Source organism: Rhizobium sp. BK619, from assembly GCF_014195245.1.
Lineage (GTDB): Bacteria > Pseudomonadota > Alphaproteobacteria > Rhizobiales > Rhizobiaceae > Rhizobium > Rhizobium acidisoli.
The window spans coordinates 152,287-169,176 of the sequence record NZ_JACIBH010000008.1 but is presented as its reverse complement, the minus strand read 5'-3'; the positions used below and the strand labels follow the sequence as shown (position 1 = coordinate 169,176).

At 61.8% G+C, this 16,890-nt stretch carries 17 protein-coding genes; 13 read left to right on the top strand and 4 right to left on the bottom strand.

The window, feature by feature from the left end:
• Positions 1–86 precede the first annotated feature (86 nt).
• A complete protein-coding gene (locus FHX14_RS16840) occupies positions 87–722 on the bottom strand; it encodes an outer membrane protein (protein WP_003587470.1) in 636 nt (211 codons plus the stop codon).
• Positions 723–1,087: 365 nt separating this feature from the next.
• On the opposite strand from FHX14_RS16840, the gene FHX14_RS16835 reads away from it, so the two are divergent.
• From FHX14_RS16835 to FHX14_RS16815, 5 genes are all read left to right on the top strand, one after another.
• The gene (locus FHX14_RS16835) at positions 1,088–1,855 is read left to right on the top strand and encodes an SDR family oxidoreductase (protein ID WP_184377848.1); all 768 of its coding nucleotides are present in this window, start codon (positions 1,088–1,090) and stop codon (positions 1,853–1,855) included.
• Positions 1,852–3,894, top strand: coding sequence for an excinuclease ABC subunit UvrC (uvrC, locus tag FHX14_RS16830; protein ID WP_184377847.1), 2,043 nt, complete (start codon positions 1,852–1,854; stop codon positions 3,892–3,894). The genes FHX14_RS16835 and uvrC overlap by 4 nt, the downstream gene beginning before the upstream one ends.
• A gap of 211 nt (positions 3,895–4,105) precedes the next feature.
• Complete coding sequence (gene pgsA, locus FHX14_RS16825) at positions 4,106–4,696, top strand: CDP-diacylglycerol--glycerol-3-phosphate 3-phosphatidyltransferase (RefSeq protein ID WP_184377846.1); 591 nt, start codon at positions 4,106–4,108, stop codon at positions 4,694–4,696.
• Entirely contained in the window at positions 4,693–4,947 is a 255-nt protein-coding gene (gene moaD, locus FHX14_RS16820) for a molybdopterin converting factor subunit 1 (RefSeq protein ID WP_179610842.1), read from the top strand. Before pgsA ends, moaD begins: the two co-directional genes overlap by 4 nt.
• 246 nt (positions 4,948–5,193) lie before the next feature.
• The gene (locus FHX14_RS16815; RefSeq protein WP_003587475.1) at positions 5,194–5,655 is read left to right on the top strand and encodes a molybdenum cofactor biosynthesis protein MoaE; all 462 of its coding nucleotides are present in this window, start codon (positions 5,194–5,196) and stop codon (positions 5,653–5,655) included.
• A gap of 1 nt (position 5,656) precedes the next feature.
• On the opposite strand, the gene FHX14_RS16810 is transcribed toward FHX14_RS16815, so the two are convergent.
• Entirely contained in the window at positions 5,657–6,553 is an 897-nt protein-coding gene (locus FHX14_RS16810) for a branched-chain amino acid ABC transporter permease (protein WP_012557184.1), read from the bottom strand.
• 64 nt (positions 6,554–6,617) lie between these two features.
• Between FHX14_RS16810 and FHX14_RS16805 the strand changes: the two genes are divergently transcribed.
• A complete protein-coding gene (locus FHX14_RS16805; protein ID WP_184377845.1) occupies positions 6,618–7,163 on the top strand; it encodes a CGNR zinc finger domain-containing protein in 546 nt (181 codons plus the stop codon).
• On the top strand, positions 7,160–7,663 hold the full coding sequence (locus FHX14_RS16800) for a hypothetical protein (protein ID WP_003587480.1): 504 nt from the start codon (positions 7,160–7,162) through the stop codon (positions 7,661–7,663). The genes FHX14_RS16805 and FHX14_RS16800 overlap by 4 nt, the downstream gene beginning before the upstream one ends.
• A gap of 89 nt (positions 7,664–7,752) precedes the next feature.
• Here the strand turns inward: FHX14_RS16800 and ndk are convergent, their stop codons facing one another.
• A complete protein-coding gene (gene ndk, locus FHX14_RS16795) occupies positions 7,753–8,175 on the bottom strand; it encodes a nucleoside-diphosphate kinase (RefSeq protein WP_003574140.1) in 423 nt (140 codons plus the stop codon).
• An 81-nt stretch (positions 8,176–8,256) separates the two neighbouring features.
• Positions 8,257–8,946, bottom strand: coding sequence for a glutathione S-transferase family protein (locus FHX14_RS16790; RefSeq protein ID WP_184377844.1), 690 nt, complete (start codon positions 8,944–8,946; stop codon positions 8,257–8,259).
• A 138-nt stretch (positions 8,947–9,084) separates the two neighbouring features.
• Here FHX14_RS16790 and FHX14_RS16785 point away from each other — a divergent pair, with 138 nt between their 5' ends.
• From FHX14_RS16785 to FHX14_RS16760, 6 genes are all read left to right on the top strand, one after another.
• Positions 9,085–9,594 carry a DinB family protein gene (locus FHX14_RS16785; protein WP_003587484.1) on the top strand — a complete coding sequence of 170 codons (510 nt, stop codon included), beginning with the start codon at positions 9,085–9,087 and terminating at the stop codon, positions 9,592–9,594.
• A gap of 141 nt (positions 9,595–9,735) precedes the next feature.
• Complete coding sequence (locus tag FHX14_RS16780) at positions 9,736–10,773, top strand: GGDEF domain-containing protein (RefSeq protein WP_184377843.1); 1,038 nt, start codon at positions 9,736–9,738, stop codon at positions 10,771–10,773.
• 94 nt (positions 10,774–10,867) lie between these two features.
• Positions 10,868–12,751: an ABC-F family ATP-binding cassette domain-containing protein gene (locus FHX14_RS16775; protein WP_184377842.1), complete on the top strand. Its 1,884-nt coding sequence runs from the start codon at positions 10,868–10,870 to the stop codon at positions 12,749–12,751.
• Positions 12,752–12,879: 128 nt separating this feature from the next.
• Positions 12,880–13,722, top strand: coding sequence for a polysaccharide deacetylase family protein (locus FHX14_RS16770; RefSeq protein WP_184377841.1), 843 nt, complete (start codon positions 12,880–12,882; stop codon positions 13,720–13,722).
• 66 nt (positions 13,723–13,788) lie between these two features.
• Positions 13,789–15,831, top strand: a complete 2,043-nt coding sequence (locus FHX14_RS16765) for a prolyl oligopeptidase family serine peptidase (protein WP_184377840.1) — start codon at positions 13,789–13,791, stop codon at positions 15,829–15,831.
• A 114-nt stretch (positions 15,832–15,945) separates the two neighbouring features.
• Complete coding sequence (locus tag FHX14_RS16760; protein ID WP_184377839.1) at positions 15,946–16,872, top strand: Gfo/Idh/MocA family oxidoreductase; 927 nt, start codon at positions 15,946–15,948, stop codon at positions 16,870–16,872.
• Positions 16,873–16,890: the final 18 nt, after the last annotated feature.

The following is a 16,890-nucleotide window of genomic DNA, read 5'->3' as shown; positions in this document are numbered from 1 at the left end:
AACTTGATTCATGCGACGCGCTTCAGCTCTCTGTTTTTATGCATGTCGTTCTCCCGGAACCGCTGCACACTTCCGGGCGACATGCATTAGAACTTGACGCCGATACCGAGCTTGACGCTGTTCTCGTCGTAACCGCGCGAGAAGCTGCCGGAGTCGAGGTCGTAATCCTTGCTCTGGTAGTCGGTGTAGCGATATTCCAGGCGCGTCGTGATGTTGTTGGTCACGAAGGCTTCGACGCCGGCGCCGACCGTATAGCCGTAGTTCGTCTTGCTTTCGTCCGAGGTGCCGTCGGAAACCTTGACGTTGCCGAGGGCAAGACCGGCCGTGCCGTAGAGCAGGAAGGGGTTCATGTCGTAGCCGACGCGGCCACGGACGGAGCCGTTCCAGCCATACTTGTTCTTAACGCCGCCCGAGGAAACGTCGTCGCCGCTGTAGCCGAGGTCGGATTCAACGCCGTAAACGATCTGGCCCTGCTGCCAGTTGTAGCCGGTGAAGACCTGGCCGCCGAAACCGTAGGTGTGGCGGTCGGAACCGAAGTCACCCATGTTGTAGGTGCCGGCGCCGCCGAGGTAGAAGCCTTCCCAGCTGCCAGCCGGCTTGACCGGGGCTTCCTGGGCGACCGGTGCTTCCGGAATCTGGTCGACGGCATCGGCCGCCTGAGCTGCCGAGATGCCGGCAATTGCAAAAACGGAGGCCATGAGGCCAGCAATGAGTACACGCATACTTAGTCTCCTTTCAGTCCCGCGCCGCTGATCATCTGTCTATCAGTGAAGCATTGGCGGGATATTGCCAGATGTCCCTTCCGGATCGAGACTGAAATTGGAACTCAAATGCGGATTTGAAAGAGCCAAATTGTGATATCATTGTGGCTGCCGCATGGCCGAAATTCGATGTTGCTTTGACGCAACATACATTTCATTAACCCTACTGAAGAGTTAAACTGAAAATACTTATTTTAGGAAATCGCATTCTTAAATAATACATAGAATATCCGGCCCTCGGATGCAACCGCCACAGCCTATTTATATAATCTCCGCCCGCGCCTATATAGTCGGCAGACAGACTCGCGGGATTAGAAGGCAGGATTTTGAACCACAAAAGACTTCGCTCGGCCCTTGTAACAGGGGCTGCTAAAAGAATAGGCCGGGCAATCGCCGAAGACCTTGCTGCAAATGGCTTTTCCGTTGCCATCCACGCCAACGGCTCCCTCAGTGAAGCCGAAGAGTTGGTGGCGGAATTGCGGCAGAAGGGATATCGGGCGATCGCGCTCAAGGCCGACCTTACCAAAATCGGCGAAACCGGCGAACTCGTAAAAAGAGCGTCGGAAGACCTCGGTCCGCTCGACCTGCTCGTCAATAATGCCTCCATCTTCCGCCAGGATTCGGCCCGCAGTTTCGATGCGCAGGCATGGGCGCAGCATTTCGACGTCCATGTGCGGGCGCCGTCGATCCTTGCCGCAGCCTTGGCCGAACAGCTGCCCGACGATGCGACCGGGCTGATCGTCAACATCATCGACCAGCGGGTCTGGGCGCTCAATCCCGGCTTCTATTCCTACACGCTTTCCAAAGCCGCACTCTGGACGGCGACGCAGACGATGGCGCAGACCTTTGCGCCGAGGCTGCGCGTCAACGCCATCGGCCCCGGCCCGACGGTGCGCAGCGCGCGGCAATCGGAAGAGGACTTCCAGGCACAGATCGACGGGCTTATCATGAAGGCGGGGCCGGGATTCGGCGAGTTCGGACAGACGATTCGCTTTCTCTTCGACACGCCCTCGATCACCGGCCAGATGATTGCCCTCGATGGCGGCCAGCACCTCGCCTGGCAGACGCCCGATGTGGCGGAGATTACGGAATGAATGGACGAAAGCTGCCGGATGGCGGCGTTCTCTACGACGATACGGATGAGAGCGAAGACGAGATCGAGGTGGAAGGCGACCTTTCCACTGCTGCCCCGCTTGCGACTGCGGTCGACTGGAACGCCGGCAGCCTCAACGAGACCGGCCTCATCGGCGCCGAACTGATCGGCGAATTCGTCAAGCGGCTGCCGAACAGCCCCGGCGTCTACCGCATGTTCAATGCCGAGGGCGACGTGCTCTATGTCGGCAAGGCGCGCAGCCTGAAGAAGCGCGTCGGCAATTACGCCGTCGGCCGCGCGCATTCCAACCGCATCGCCCAGATGGTGCGCCAGACGGCGAATATGGAATTCGTGACGACGCGCACGGAAACCGAAGCGCTTCTCCTGGAAGCGAACCTGATCAAGCGCTTGCGGCCGCGCTTTAACGTTCTGCTGCGCGACGACAAGTCCTTTCCCTATATCCTCATCACCGGCGACCATCGGGCGCCGGCCATTTTCAAGCATCGCGGCGCGCGGGCCAGAAAGGGCGACTACTTCGGGCCCTTCGCTTCGGCCGGCGCGGTCGGGCGGACGATCAATTCGCTGCAGCGTGCCTTCCTGATCCGCACCTGCACCGACAGCGTCTTCGAAACACGCACGCGTCCCTGCCTGCTCTATCAGATCAAGCGCTGTTCCGGGCCGTGCACCCATGAGGTCAGCGATGCGGGTTACGGCGAACTGGTGCAGGAGGCGAAGGACTTCCTCTCCGGCAAGAGCCAGAAGGTGAAGTCGCACATGGCCGAAGCCATGAACCAGGCGGCCGAGGACCTCGATTTCGAGCGGGCAGCTATCTATCGCGACCGCCTGGCCGCACTTTCGCATGTGCAGAGCCACCAGGGCATCAATCCGGCCGGCGTCGAAGAGGCGGATGTTTTCGCCATCCATCACGAAGGCGGCGTCTCCTGCATCCAGGTGTTCTTCTTCCGCACCGGCCAGAACTGGGGCAACCGCGCCTATTTCCCCAAGGCCGATCCGCAGCTTTCCGGCGCCGAAGTGCTGAATGCCTTCCTCGCCCAGTTCTATGACGACAAGCCGGTGCCGAAGCAGATCATGCTGTCGGAAACGATCGAAGAGATGGAGCTGCTTGCCGCAGCGCTCAGTGAAAAGGCCGGCCACAAGGTTGCGATCCTCGTGCCGCGGCGCGGTGAGAAACGCGATCTCGTCGACCATGTCGTCGGCAATGCGCGCGAGGCGCATGGGCGAAAGCTTGCCGAAACGGCGTCGCAGTCGCGGCTGCTGGAAGGCTTCAAGGACACGTTCGGGCTTGCCTATGCGCCGCAGCGCATCGAGATCTACGACAACTCGCATATCATGGGCACCAATGCCGTCGGCGGCATGGTGGTCGCGGGGCCGGAAGGTTTCGTCAAGAACCAGTACCGCAAGTTCAACATCAAATCGACCGACATTACCCCCGGCGACGACTTCGGCATGATGAAGGAGGTGATGACGCGACGGTTCTCGCGGCTGATCAAGGAGGAAGGCATTCCCGACCGGACGGCGCAGGCAACCGCAGCCGACGCTGCCGACATGCCGTTTCCGACCTGGCCCGACGTGATCCTCATCGACGGCGGCCAGGGGCAGATGACGGCGGTGCGCGCCATCCTCAGCGAACTCGGCATCACCGACAGCGTGACGGCGATCGGCATCGCCAAGGGTGTCGACCGCGATGCCGGGCGCGAGCGCTTCTTCCCGCCGGGACGCGAGAGTTTTACCCTGCCGCCGCGCGATCCGGTGCTCTATTTCGTCCAGCGCATGCGCGACGAGGCGCATCGTTTCGCGATCGGCTCGCACCGGGCCCGGCGCAAGAAGGAAATGGTCAAGAACCCGCTCGACGAGATCGGCGGCATCGGGCCATCGCGCAAGCGCGCGCTGCTTCAGCATTTCGGCACGGCAAAAGCGGTTTCGCGCGCCGCGCTCTCCGACCTGATGGCGGTGGAAGGCATTTCGGAAGCCGTCGCCAAGCAGGTCTACAACCATTTCCACGACGACGCCGCGAAATAACCGGCGCCCGTCGCAAATTCCACGCAAAGGCAGTGAAAAGACAGAAAGAATGTTGACGGTCCGCGGTCAAAGCCGTCATCTACCGCATCGGCCCGAAAATCGGACTCGATTGGAAGGCACGATGCGCAGGTTCAAAGTGTTACAGCGTCCTTTGCGCGTCTGAAAAGCCGCGCGGCGCTGTGGCGGCGCATCAATTCAGAGAAACGATCCCATGGCATCGCGTGCGTACAGCATTCCCAATCTTCTGACCTACGGCCGTATCCTCGCCGTACCGCTGATCGTTCTCTGCTTCTTCATCGAGGGTAAGCTGTCGATCAGCAACACGGCGCGCTGGGTGGCACTGTGGATATTCGTCATCGCCTCGATCACCGATTTCCTCGACGGCTATCTCGCGCGCATCTGGAATCAGACCTCGAATATCGGCCGCATGCTCGATCCGATCGCCGACAAGCTGCTGGTCGCCTCGATCCTGCTCCTGGTCGCGGCCGACCAGACGATTGCCGGCTGGTCGATCTGGGCGGCGATCACCATTCTCTGCCGCGAGATCCTGGTGTCCGGCTTGCGCGAATATCTGGCGGCGCTGAAAGTCAGTGTGCCGGTGACGCGGATCGCCAAGTGGAAGACGACGCTGCAACTCGTCGCCATCGCCTTCCTGCTCGCGGGACCTGCCGGCGACGAGATTTTCCCCTATACGACGCAGACCGGCATCGCGCTGCTGTGGATTGCCGCACTGCTGACCATCTATACAGGCTATGATTATTTCCGTGCCGGGCTGAAACATATCGTGGATGACGAGGAATGACGCGGCTTGTCTATTTCGCATGGGTGCGCGAGCGCATCGGCAAAGGCGAGGAGGAGATCGACCTCCCCTCCTCCGTCGTCACCGTTACCGATCTTCTGAATCATTTGAAGACGCTGGGCGAAGAATATGAGGCCGCACTTCAATATCCCGACGTGATCCGCGTGGCGCTCGACATGGAGCATGTCGAGCATGACGAGCCGATCGGCGCCGCACGGGAGATCGGGATATTTCCACCGATGACGGGGGGATGAAGCCCCGCTCCTCTTGGGCTTTGGAAAGCTGATAATGGGTAAGACTGTGTCTTCCTTTCTCTCCCTCATTCCTGTGCTTGTCACAGGAATCCAGCCACCGCGCGTCCGCGCGGTGAATGACTCCTTTCGACTGCGATTAATGTCTCCCGCGCCCAAGGACTTGGGCGCACTGGATTCCTGTGACAAGCACAGGAATGAGGGAGCAAGGGGGTTTGGCAGCGCATCAAAGCAGCCGAGGATTTCGCTGTGACCCTCCCACCCACCATCCGCGTTCAACGCGAAGACTTCGACCTTCAAGCCGAAGTCGACCGCCTCTCTAAAAACAACCCCGGCGTCGGCGCCATTGTCACCTTCTCCGGCCTCTGCCGCGATGACGGCGGAACCCTCGCCGCCCTTGAACTCGAACATTACCCCGGCATGGCCGAAGCCGCGATGACCCGCATCGGCGAACTCGCCATCGAGCGCTTCGGGCTGCTCGGCCTCACCGCCATCCACCGCTACGGCAAGATCGCCGTGGGCGAGAATATCGTCCTCGTCGTCGCGGTCGCGCCGCATCGGCAGGCGGCATTCGACGGCGCCAATTTTGTCATGGACTTCCTGAAGACCGCAGCCCCCTTCTGGAAGAAGGAGCACGGTCGGGATGGCGCCGAGGGCGACTGGGTCGCGGCGAAAGACGCCGACGACGCGGCGCGCGACAAGTGGAAATAGGCTAAAGCACCACCCGCTCCCTGCGGCTCATGACCAAGAGCAGGACGAGCAGCGAAAAGATGACGAAATCGCGCCAGACGAAGGGGCCATAGGCGCCCCATAGGGTTTCGACGACGGCGAGGCAGGCAGCGCCGCCGGCCGAGCGCAGCGGATCGGAATAGCCGCCGACAGCCGCAATCAGCAGCACCTTCAGCCCGAACATCAGGCCGGCGCCGAAATCCATCGAGCCGTAATAGAATGTCGCGAGGATGCCGCAGATTGTGGCGACGAGGCTAGCTGCCGCATAAGCGACGAGAAAGACGCGGTCGGCGCTGGTACCGCAGAGTTCGGCGGCCAACGGATCATCGGTGACGGCGCGCCAGATGCGGCCCCAGGCGGTGCGCCTGAGGATCAGCGCCCCGATCGCGACGACAGCTGCCATCAGCGCCGTGTCGATCAGCTGGATATAGGTGAGCGTCACCTTGAACGGGCCATCGTTCCAGAAGACGACCGTGTCGTTCAGAAACGGCGGCAGCCAGATGGCGCGGGTATTGGCGGCAAGCCGGGCGGTTTCCATCAGCACGATCATGATCCCGAGGGCGGCGACGATCACCGTATTCGGAGATTTGCTGACCAGCGGCAGCATGATCGAACGGCCGATCCATAGGCCCGCCGCCAGCGAATAGGCGATGGCAGCGCAGGCGCCGACGGCAAGAGCGGCCGGCAGCACCAGCCAGAAGCGGTTGAAGGCGAGCTCGGTAAACAGCAGCAGGATCTGGCCGGAAAAAGCGAAAATCGCGCCATAGGTGATGTCGGCCCGCTTCGTCACGCCGAAGGCGACGGCATAACCGAAGGCGAGCGCGGCATAAAGAGCGGCTAGCGGAACCGCATTCGCCAGCTGCTGCAAAAGATAGGCCATTCCATGCACTCCGCGTCGGCAAATTATAACTGGTAAAACTTATTTCACCAGTTATAATTTGGTCATGAGCTTTTCCTGGACCCCTCACCGCTTTGCCGGCGGCGCACTGGCGCTCGACGTCGCCAACAGCGTCGTGCTGCGCCATGATGCAACCCGGCGGATCGACCGCTTCGCGGTCCGGGACCAGATGCAGGACTTTCCGCGCGCCGCTGCCGAATTCTGCGCCGAACGGGCCCTCTTCGGCGACATCGCGCCGGTGGCGGCGGAAGACGAGACGGATTTCCTCGCGCTGCGGGAAGCGATCGACCGCTATTTCCGCAAGCGTATACTGGATGGCGGCGACGACCAATTGCTGGCCGGTCTGCTGGAGGCGCTGGCAAAAGTGCTGCGCGAGGCAGCTCCCGGCAGCCTGGCCGCGGCCACCGCCCATTCGGTGCTGCAGCTGGTCGCGATGCCGGATCCGGAGCGCATGAAGATTTGCGGCAATTGCGGCTGGCTGTTCATCGATCGCAGCAAGAACAGGAGCCGCGCCTGGTGCGACATGGCGGTCTGCGGCAACCGCGCCAAGGCGAACCGGCACTATCGCCGCAAGAAGGAGGAGACGCCATGAGAAAACACCTGATCATAACGGCGGCAGCGGCCAGCCTTTTGCTGTCTGCCTGCCAGCGCCAGGCCGAAAATCTCGTCGAGGTCACCGGCCATCTCTTCGTCTTCAACTATCGCGTGGCGAGTGCCACCTATCTGCTGACACTGAAGAAGACAGGCCCCATTCCCGACGGCTCGGTCATCATCGCCGAATTCGAAAATCCTCAAGGCGGCGATCCGCTGGTGCTGAACCAGAAAATCTATCCGATCGACGACAAGATCGCGCTGCAGAGCCAAAACCTGCATTGCGTGCGCAAGGACCGTCCCTATTCCGTGAGCCTCCGGCTGGTCGACAAGGACGGCAAGGTGCTGCAGGAATTGAAGACGCAATTCCGATCCGACCTGGACCAGACCGTGCTGCCGAGTAAGCCGCTTGTCGTCGGTGCGCTTTATGACAAGAATCCTGAGGTCTTCAAGCCGGACGGCAGCGTCGATTTCTCGAACACCGACAAATGCCCGGCATGACGGACGTCCGCGCATAGAAAAAGCCGGAGCGAAGCCCCGGCTTTCGAGAGTCAATTCAAAGCATTGCCAGCCAATGCCGAAGCGTGGCCTCAGCCGACGACTTCGGTATCGGAGAACCAATACTTGATTTCCTGGGCAGCCGTCTCCGGAGCATCGGAGCCGTGAACGGAATTTTCGCCGATCGACAGAGCGTGAACCTTGCGGATCGTGCCTTCGTCAGCGTTTGCCGGGTTGGTCGCGCCCATGATCTCGCGGTTCTTGAGGATGGCGCCTTCGCCTTCCAGAACCTGAACGACCGTCGGGCCGGAGGTCATGCCTTCGACGAGTTCGCCGAAGAAGGGGCGATCCTTGTGAACGGCGTAGAAGCCTTCGGCTTCGCGACGGCTCATCCAGACGCGCTTGGAGGCGACGACGCGCAGGCCGGCATCTTCGAGCATCTTGGTGATGGCGCCCGTCAGGTTGCGCTTGGTTGCATCCGGCTTGATCATCGAGAAGGTGCGTTCAATCGCCATAGTCAAATCCTCTGTTTTCTCGGGAAAAGTGGGCGGTCTTTACCCGCCCCACCGCCCGAAAACAAGAGGTCGCCGGCAATTTCACGCCGCTGTCACAGTCCGGCCGCGGTTTTGATGGAGATCGAGGCAGCGTTCGAACCAGCCCAGGACCGGATCGGCGGCGGCCAGCATCGCGAGGCCGGTGCAGACACGCAGCCATTGCAGCGCGCCGAAGACGATATAATCGGCAAAGAGCGGCGTCTGCCCGCCGATGAAGGGCTGGAATTTCAGCATGTGCCGGAGCGGCTCCAGCTTGGCGCCGAAGGCGGCCTTCTCCGCCTCGCTACCCGCAGCAACGACTTCGAATGATTTGCCGAGACGAGCTTCGCGGCTCTCGCGGAAATAGGCCTTGTCTCCCTCGTCAAGATTGGCGTGGATGTCGAGAAGGGCAATCCGCGTGATCGCCGGATGGATGATCATCTGCGAATAGCCCTCGACCATGCGCGACAGCGCCTTGCCGCCCTCGCCGTTAAACAGTGAAGGCCGCTCAGGATAGGCCTCTTCGAGATAGAGGGCGATGTCGAAACTGTCGGGGATCAGCCGGCCGTTGTCGTCGAGCACGGGCACGGTCTGCGAGACGCCGCCGCCGATTGCGCGGATGCGGGCATAGGTCGTCGGGATTTCCTCGAAATCGAGCCCCTTATGCGCCAGTGCCATCACCGCCTTCCAGCAATGAGGCGAGAAGAGGTGCTGTTGATCGGCGCCGCAGAGGGAATAGAGGGCTCTGGTCATGACATTCCTTTCGAAATCGCAATTGCAAGCATTCCACGACAGAAAGCATCCGCGATCAAATCAGGAAATTTCATGGCGTCATCACTCCCGCTTCTAGGGAAACTGGCTAGACTGCCGATAGGCCAAAGGGAGAACCGCATGCTCAGGCAATACAGGATGTTCGCTTCCTATAATCGCTGGGCCAATGCCCAGGTCTATGCGGCCGCAGCCGATCTCAGCGACGCGGAATTCCGCAGCGACCGCGGCGCCTTCTTCGGCTCGCTGCATCGCACGCTCAATCATCTGATGGTCGCCGACCGGATATGGATGAAGCGCTTCACCGGCACCGGCGAGGCGCCGACGAGCCTCGATGCCATTCTCTATGAAGAGAGGCATGCGCTTGCCGCCGCACGCAAGACAGAAGACGAGCGGATCATTGCCTGGACCGGCGTGCTTAACGAGGCAAGGCTTGCCGCCGACTTCACCTACTCGCCGGTGTCGCAACCGATCGAGATCACCCAGCCGCTGTGGACGGCGCTCTCGCATCTCTTCAACCACCAGACCCATCATCGCGGCCAGTGCCACATGACGCTGACGGCGCTCGGCAAGCCGAGCCTCGGGCTTGATCTCATCTACTTCCTGCGCAGCGAGGGGCGCGAGTGGATGTGAGCGTATCAGCATCAACAGGTCATTAACTGCCTTTGCCAGTTTCGCTGCGAATCCAGCGGTTCCCACTCAAGAATTCAGCCTCTCTTAAAGCGTTGAGGGCATAGCGGAATGAAGGGACAAGCCGGGCCGCGAGGGATCGTCATGCAGAATGCAAGCGCAAACGCACTGGTGCCGCGCACGGCGCCCATGGCCGACATTCAGAAGATCGCCCAGCATATGGCGCGCCTGAATGTCGCGGCGCTGCCGCGCAACTACGAACTCTTTCATGAGGCAATCATCGGGCTCAATGCCGGTCTCGCGCAGGATATCGCCGCACTCGGACCCCAGCCGCAACAGGCGATGCTCGACGAACTCGGCCTGAAGTACCGTCTCGTCAGCCATTGCGGGCTGGCGGGCGAGGCTTCGCAGAACGAGGCGAGCCGGTTGCTGCGCGAAGCGGCGGAGCGGCTTGCAGAAGGGCTGCGACACAGAGAAGCCTTTGCACGCGCCTGCGCCACGATCCTGAAATCCGTCTCCGGCCACGACGACCAAAGCCTTGCCGCGTTCATCGGCGAGGTCGATTACCTCTCTGCCTCGCTTTCGACGGTACTGTCGGCGGAGATGGAAATCGGCGCCCGGCTGGAGGACGATATCAAGAGGCTGGAAACGCTGGAGCGCGGCATTTCGGCAATGCAATCGGCCGCCGTGGCCGACCGGATTACCGGACTTCCGAACCGCATCGCGCTGAACCGGGAGATCGCCGATCTCTATGAGCGCGAAGAGGGTTTTGCCGGCAGCGCGCTGGTTATGGTCGATATCGACAATTTCACCGAACTCAACGACAGATACGGCACCCAGGCCGGCAACAAGCTGCTGAAGAAGCTCGCCGGCCTTTTCCGCAACTCGATCAAGAAGAACGACTTCGTCGCCCGCACCGAGGCTGACGAATTCGCGCTGTTGTTTTCCAACGTCGGCATGCAGGATGCGATGACGATCGCCGAACGCCTGCGCGCCTCGGTCGAGGATAATCTCGTCTTTGCGACCTCCGACAAGGCCGATCACGGCAGGCTGACCATCTCGATCGGCGTAGCGCTCAGCACCGATGCGGCAACGCCCGGCCAGTTGCAGGCCAATGCCCGCGTGGCGCTTCTTGCCGCGCAGTCCAACCCGCGAAGGCCGGTGCAGGCTTTCGGCCACTGAAGGCGCGAATTAGTAAGCCTACCGAAGGATAGGCAAGCTTCTCTTGGGACGAGCGCTCTTGCCTTAGCGGGCGCTTTCGGCCAAAACGCCGGCCATGATCACGCTCACCGATATTTCCGCCCGCATTGCCGGGCGCCTGCTTCTCGACAATGCCAGCATTTCGCTGCCTTCGGGCACGAAGGCGGGGCTGGTCGGGCGCAACGGCGCCGGCAAGTCGACCCTGTTTCGCGTCATCACCGGCGATCTCGGCTCGGAGACCGGATCGGTGTCGATCCCGAAGGCGGCGCGCATCGGCCAGGTGGCGCAGGAAGCGCCGGCGACTGAGGAATCCCTGATCGAGATCGTGCTTTCTGCCGACAAGGAACGCGCCGCCCTCGTTGCCGAGGCGGAGACGGCGACCGATCCGCACCGCATCGCCGAAATCCAGATGCGTCTCGTCGATATCGACGCGCATTCGGCCGAAGCGCGCGCGGCAAGCATTCTGGCTGGCCTCGGCTTCGACCAGGCAGCGCAGGCCCGCCCGGCCTCCTCCTTCTCAGGCGGCTGGCGTATGCGCGTGGCGCTCGCCGCCGTGCTGTTTTCCGAGCCGGATCTGCTGCTGCTCGACGAACCCACAAACTATCTCGACCTCGAAGGCACGCTGTGGCTGGAAGATTATGTCCGGCGCTACCCGCACACGGTCATCATCATCAGCCACGATCGCGACCTCTTGAACAATGCGGTCAACGCGATCGTCCATCTCGACCAGAAGAAGCTGACTTTCTATCGCGGCGGCTACGACCAGTTCGAGCGGCAGAAGGCGGAAGCAGACGAGCTGCAGACCAAGGCCAAGGCCAAGAACGACGCGGCGCGCAAACATCTGCAGAGCTTCATCGACCGCTTCAAGGCCAAGGCTTCCAAGGCCCGGCAGGCGCAATCGCGCGTCAAGGCGCTCGAGCGCATGGGAACGGTCGCCGCGGTGATCGAGGACCACGTACAGCCGATCATTTTCCCCGAGCCGGAAAAGCAGCCGGCCTCGCCGATCGTCGCGATCCAGAGCGGCGCCGTCGGCTACGAGCCCGGCAATCCGATCCTGAAGAACCTCAACCTGCGCATCGACAATGACGACCGCATCGCCCTGCTCGGCTCGAACGGCAACGGCAAGTCGACCTTTGCCAAATTCATCTCCGGCCGGCTTGCGCCGGAAAGCGGCGAAGTGAAGCTGGCGCCGAGCCTGAAGATCGGCTTCTTCGCGCAGCATCAGCTCGACGACCTCATTCCCGAGCAATCGCCGGTCGAGCATGTGCGCCGGCTGATGCCCGGCGCGCCGGAGCCCAAGGTGCGCGCCCGCGTCGCCCAGATGGGGCTTGCGACCGAGAAGATGGCAACCGCCGCCAAGGATCTTTCCGGCGGCGAGAAAGCCCGGCTGCTGATGGGGCTTGCCGCCTTCAATGCGCCCAATCTGCTGATCCTCGACGAACCCACAAACCACCTCGATATCGACAGCCGCCGGGCGCTGATCGAGGCGCTGAACGATTACGAAGGCGCCGTCATCCTGATCTCGCACGATCGTCATCTGATCGAGGCGACGGTCGACCGGCTGTGGCTGGTCAATGGCGGCACGGTGACGACCTTCGAAGGCGATATGGACGAATACCGCGACCTGATCGTCACATCCGGTAAAAAAAAAGAAGAAAAGCCGCAGCTGACTGAGGATGCGACGTCGAAGGCCGACCAGCGCAAGCTCAATGCCGAACGGCGCGCCTCGCTGACCCCGCTCAAGAAAAAGATCAACGAAATCGAATCCTTGACGGCGAAGCTGGAGAAACAGATTCAGGCGCTTGACGCGGAACTTGCAAATCCCGCTCTTTATGAAAAGACGCCCGCCAAGGCCGCCGAGAAGGCAAAGCAGCGCGGCGAGGCTGCGGCCAAGCTGGCTGCCGCCGAGGAAGACTGGCTGATGCTTTCCGCCGAATACGAAGAAGCGATGGCAGGATAGCCACAGGCTTTAATGAAAGCGTGGCGAAGTGCCGCGCATCGGCACAAATCCGGCCAACATCAACCAATCGTTAACTATAATTCGAAAGGTTGTCTCAACATTCGTTACCGATTTGTTGAGCCCTTTCGATGTATCGCTTTTTCATTCTGTCCTGCATGGCCCTCACGGCCACTCTGTCTGCCTGCAGCACCACCAAACAGGCCCCGGATACCTCGATCAAGACCTCCTCGGTGATCGCGCCCGCGGAGCGGAAACTTGCCTTTGCCGGCGACGATGCGGCGCCGCGCATGAGCGGCTGGCACCATCTGGCCGGACGGACGCTTCAGGTGTCGTCGCTCGCCGATCTCAAGCTGCAGGACAAGGAAGTGATCCTGAGCTTCGATGACGGCCCGATCCCGGGCCGGACCGACAAGGTCTTGGCGATCCTCGACCGGTTCGGCGTCAAGGGCGCCTTCATGATGGTCGGCGAAATGGCCGAAATGCATCCGGCGCTGGCCCGCAGGGTCGCCGAGGACGGCAACACGATCGGCAGCCACACCTACGACCACGCCGACCTGACTTCGCTTGATTTTGACGCAGCGATGGCCGAGGTGGTCAAGGGCGAATTGGCGGTGACCAAGGCGACGGGAACCGACGTCTCCTTCTTCCGCTTCCCCTATCTGGCCGAGAGCCACAGGCTGCGCGCCGCGATCGGCATGCGCGATCTGGTGGTCATGGATGTCGATGTCGACAGCAAGGATTATTTCGCCATCACGCCGGCCTCCGTGACGCGCCGGACGATGGACCTGCTGCACAAGCGCGGCCGCGGCATCATCCTGATGCATGACATCCACAAACGCACGGCAACGATGCTGCCGACCCTGCTCTCCGAACTCGAAGCCGAAGGCTACAAGGTGGTGACGCTGAAGTTCAAGAAGACGCAGGCGCCGAGCAACCTCGTCGCTTCTGCCGATTTGGTGACGACCCGGTAGGCCGGGTTGCCAAGTCCGGACGCGCTGCCTAGATCTGTTCGACGTCAACGAACCGGCAGGTCAGCTATGAACCTTCATCTCGAAACGGACGACGATCCGCGCACTCGCCAGTTCATCGACGATCATAACCGGATTTCCGATGCGGCGTTCAGAACGGCTGAATTTGCCAGGGATCGCGACGCGATCAAGGCGTTGATCGAGCGGCAGGACAGGTTGATCGTGCCGATGCGCCGCGGTGCGTGGTTGTTCGATTTTCGGCAGAGCAAGGACAATCCTCTCGGCGTCTGGCTCCGTCTGCCTGCCGACCAGGAGCCGCTGCCGGACGCCGGTTGGGAACCGGTTTTCGATCTCGATGCCTTCTGCATCCGTGATGGCAAGCGCTGGAACTGGCGCGGCGTCGTCACCTGCCCGTGGGAGCCGACGCGGGTGCTGCTCACGCTTTCGGACGGCGGCTCGGATCTTCTCCGGCTGCTCGAATTCGACGCCGAGAAGAAAGAGATCGTCGAGGGCGGTTTCGATACGTCGGCCGCACGATCGCATGCCAATTGGCTGAGCCGTGATGAGATCTGCTATTTCGGCTCGATCGACCGATTTTCGGCGACCCGCTCCGGATGGCCACGGGTCGGGCGGCGATTGAAGCGCGGGCAGCGGCCGGAGGATGCCCCCGTCATGTTCGAAGCCGCGAATGAAGACGTCTACGGCTTCAATCTCGTCATCGATCCTGCCCTGTCAGGCGGTTCGGCGGATGCCGGCTTGATCGACATTTTCGTCGCCGCCCATGAGATCGGCGTCGCCAGCGCTTTCCTGACCGCGGCCGACGGCACGCGGCGGCGCATCGATCTGCCTAAGGAAGCCGACTTTCAGTTCAATCACCATCATTGCCTCTGGCGGGCAAAGACCGATGAGCGCGTTCCCACCGGCAGTCTCGTGCTGCAGCGCTTCAATCCCGGCTCGCAGACAGTTCCGCTCGGGCCGGAGCGGATCCTGTTTCAGCCTGGCGAGGGCCAGTCGATCTCGCAGATGATGCTGATGCGCGAGTGGTGCGTCTTCATCATTTCCGACCGGCTGCGTCCGCGCCTCATGGTGTTGGATCTGACCAAGCCCGATGCCGAACAGCGCGAGATCGCGTTGCCTGCCGACATGCAGACGGCTCATTTCAGGCCGCTCTATGCGGATCTGCATCTTGGTGACGATACGCTCGGCATCATCGGCCAGGGCTTTCTGCAGCCGCCGGCCTGTTACCGGCTCGAGCTGTCGGATCGCAGCAAGGCGGCCGAGCCGGTTTTCATCGCCGCAGCGCCCAGCTATTTCGATGCGGCCGGCATGTCATCCGAACTGCTGGAGGCGGTTTCCGAGGATGGAACCAGGGTTGCCTACCGGCTGGTCCTGCCGAAACACTGGACCAAGGGCGCGCTGCCGGTGCTGCTTTACGGCTATGGCGGTTTCGATGTTTCGCTTTCGCCGACCTATTCCGGCGTGACGGGACGCTGGCTGGAACAGGGCGGCGCCTATGTGCAGGCCTATATCCGCGGCGGCGGCGAATTCGGCCCCGATTGGTATCGCAGCGCCAAGCGGCAGGGACGAGACCGGGCGTTTGCCGATTTCGTCGCCATCGCCCGCGATCTCGTCGCCCGCGGCTACACCGTGCCGTCGCGCATCGCCTGCCAGGGCGGCAGCAATGGCGGCCTGCTGACCGGCGTGATGCTGACGCGCTATCCGAACGATTTCGGCGCCGTCTGGTGCCAGGTGCCGGTGCTCGACATGACACGCTTCCACCTGTTCAGCGCAGGCCAGGCCTGGATGGACGAGTACGGCGATCCGGAGGTAGCAGCGGATCGGGATTTCATGCTCGGCTATTCGCCCCTCCACAATGTCCGGCCGGCGACCGAGGTCGCCTATCCGCCGATCTATATCGAAAGCTCCGCCAATGACGACCGGGTGCATCCCTCGCATGCGCGCCGCTTCGCCGCGAGGCTGGAGGAAGCGGGACACCGGCCATTCTTCCATGAGTTCGGCTCGGGCGGGCATGGCGGCGACGGCAATTCCGAAGAGCGCGCCGCCCGGGCGGCGATGGGTTATAGCTTCCTTCGCCAAACTATCATGACGTAAGACGGGCCATCATGCGGTAGGATGGAAGAGAATGAAGGGGAGAGCTTGTCGGCACTCTCCTTTCTGCTAAAAGAAGCGCAATAAATCATACTTTTCACAGGCTCGAGCGAAACCATGTCTCCTATCAACCTCGCCATCGTCGGCGTCGGCAAGATCGTCCGCGACCAGCACCTCCCTTCCATTGCCAAGAACGACGATTTCAAGCTCGTCGCCACGGCAAGCCGCCATGGCACGGTCGAAGGCATCAACAGCTATACGACGATCGAAGCGATGCTCGACGCCGAGCCGTCGGTCGACGCGGTCTCGCTCTGCATGCCGCCGCAATACCGCTACGAAGCGGCCTATAAGGCGTTCGTCGCCGGCAAGCACGTCTTCCTGGAAAAGCCGCCGGGTGCCACGCTGAGCGAAGTGGCCGATCTCGAGGCGCTTGCCGCAAAACAGGGCGCATCGCTATTTGCCAGCTGGCATTCGCGCTATGCGCCGGCGGTCGAGGCAGCCAAGGCGTTTCTGGCTTCGACGACGATCAAAAGCGTGCATGTGATCTGGAAAGAAGATGTCCGCCACTGGCATCCGAACCAGGACTGGATCTGGCAGGCCGGCGGCCTCGGAGTTTTCGATCCCGGCATCAACGCGCTGTCGATCGTCACCCATATCCTGCCGCGGCCGATCTTCATCACCGAGGCCGTGCTCGAATTTCCTGAAAACCGCGATGCGCCGATCGCTGCCGACATTCACTTCCGCAATGCCGACGGCCTGCCGGTTCGCGCCGAATTCGACTGGCGCCAGACCGGCAAGCAGAGCTGGGACATCGTGGCTGAAACCGCGGCCGGCCAGATGGTTCTCGCCGAAGGCGGCGCCAAGCTTTCCATCGACGGCACGCTGACCTTCGCCGAGCCCGAGCAGGAGTATCCCTCGCTCTATCGCCGCTTCGCCGAAATCATCAAAGCCGGCACGTCGGATGTCGATCTGGCGCCGCTGCGCCACGTCGCCGACGCCTTCATGCTCGGCAAGCGGAAATTCGTGGACGCGTTTCACGACTGAGCCATTGGCGTCGTTTGG

Coding starts and splice junctions, on each gene's coding strand:
- FHX14_RS16840 (WP_003587470.1), bottom strand. CDS start 722: ATGCGTGTACTCATTGCTGGCCTCATGGCCTCCGTTTTTGCAATTGCC.
- uvrC (WP_184377847.1), top strand. CDS start 1,852: ATGAATGGACGAAAGCTGCCGGATGGCGGCGTTCTCTACGACGATACG.
- pgsA (WP_184377846.1), top strand. CDS start 4,106: ATGGCATCGCGTGCGTACAGCATTCCCAATCTTCTGACCTACGGCCGT.
- moaD (WP_179610842.1), top strand. CDS start 4,693: ATGACGCGGCTTGTCTATTTCGCATGGGTGCGCGAGCGCATCGGCAAA.
- FHX14_RS16810 (WP_012557184.1), bottom strand. CDS start 6,553: ATGGCCTATCTTTTGCAGCAGCTGGCGAATGCGGTTCCGCTAGCCGCT.
- FHX14_RS16805 (WP_184377845.1), top strand. CDS start 6,618: ATGAGCTTTTCCTGGACCCCTCACCGCTTTGCCGGCGGCGCACTGGCG.
- FHX14_RS16800 (WP_003587480.1), top strand. CDS start 7,160: ATGAGAAAACACCTGATCATAACGGCGGCAGCGGCCAGCCTTTTGCTG.
- ndk (WP_003574140.1), bottom strand. CDS start 8,175: ATGGCGATTGAACGCACCTTCTCGATGATCAAGCCGGATGCAACCAAG.
- FHX14_RS16790 (WP_184377844.1), bottom strand. CDS start 8,946: ATGACCAGAGCCCTCTATTCCCTCTGCGGCGCCGATCAACAGCACCTC.
- FHX14_RS16785 (WP_003587484.1), top strand. CDS start 9,085: ATGCTCAGGCAATACAGGATGTTCGCTTCCTATAATCGCTGGGCCAAT.
- FHX14_RS16780 (WP_184377843.1), top strand. CDS start 9,736: ATGCAGAATGCAAGCGCAAACGCACTGGTGCCGCGCACGGCGCCCATG.
- FHX14_RS16775 (WP_184377842.1), top strand. CDS start 10,868: ATGATCACGCTCACCGATATTTCCGCCCGCATTGCCGGGCGCCTGCTT.
- FHX14_RS16770 (WP_184377841.1), top strand. CDS start 12,880: ATGTATCGCTTTTTCATTCTGTCCTGCATGGCCCTCACGGCCACTCTG.
- FHX14_RS16765 (WP_184377840.1), top strand. CDS start 13,789: ATGAACCTTCATCTCGAAACGGACGACGATCCGCGCACTCGCCAGTTC.
- FHX14_RS16760 (WP_184377839.1), top strand. CDS start 15,946: ATGTCTCCTATCAACCTCGCCATCGTCGGCGTCGGCAAGATCGTCCGC.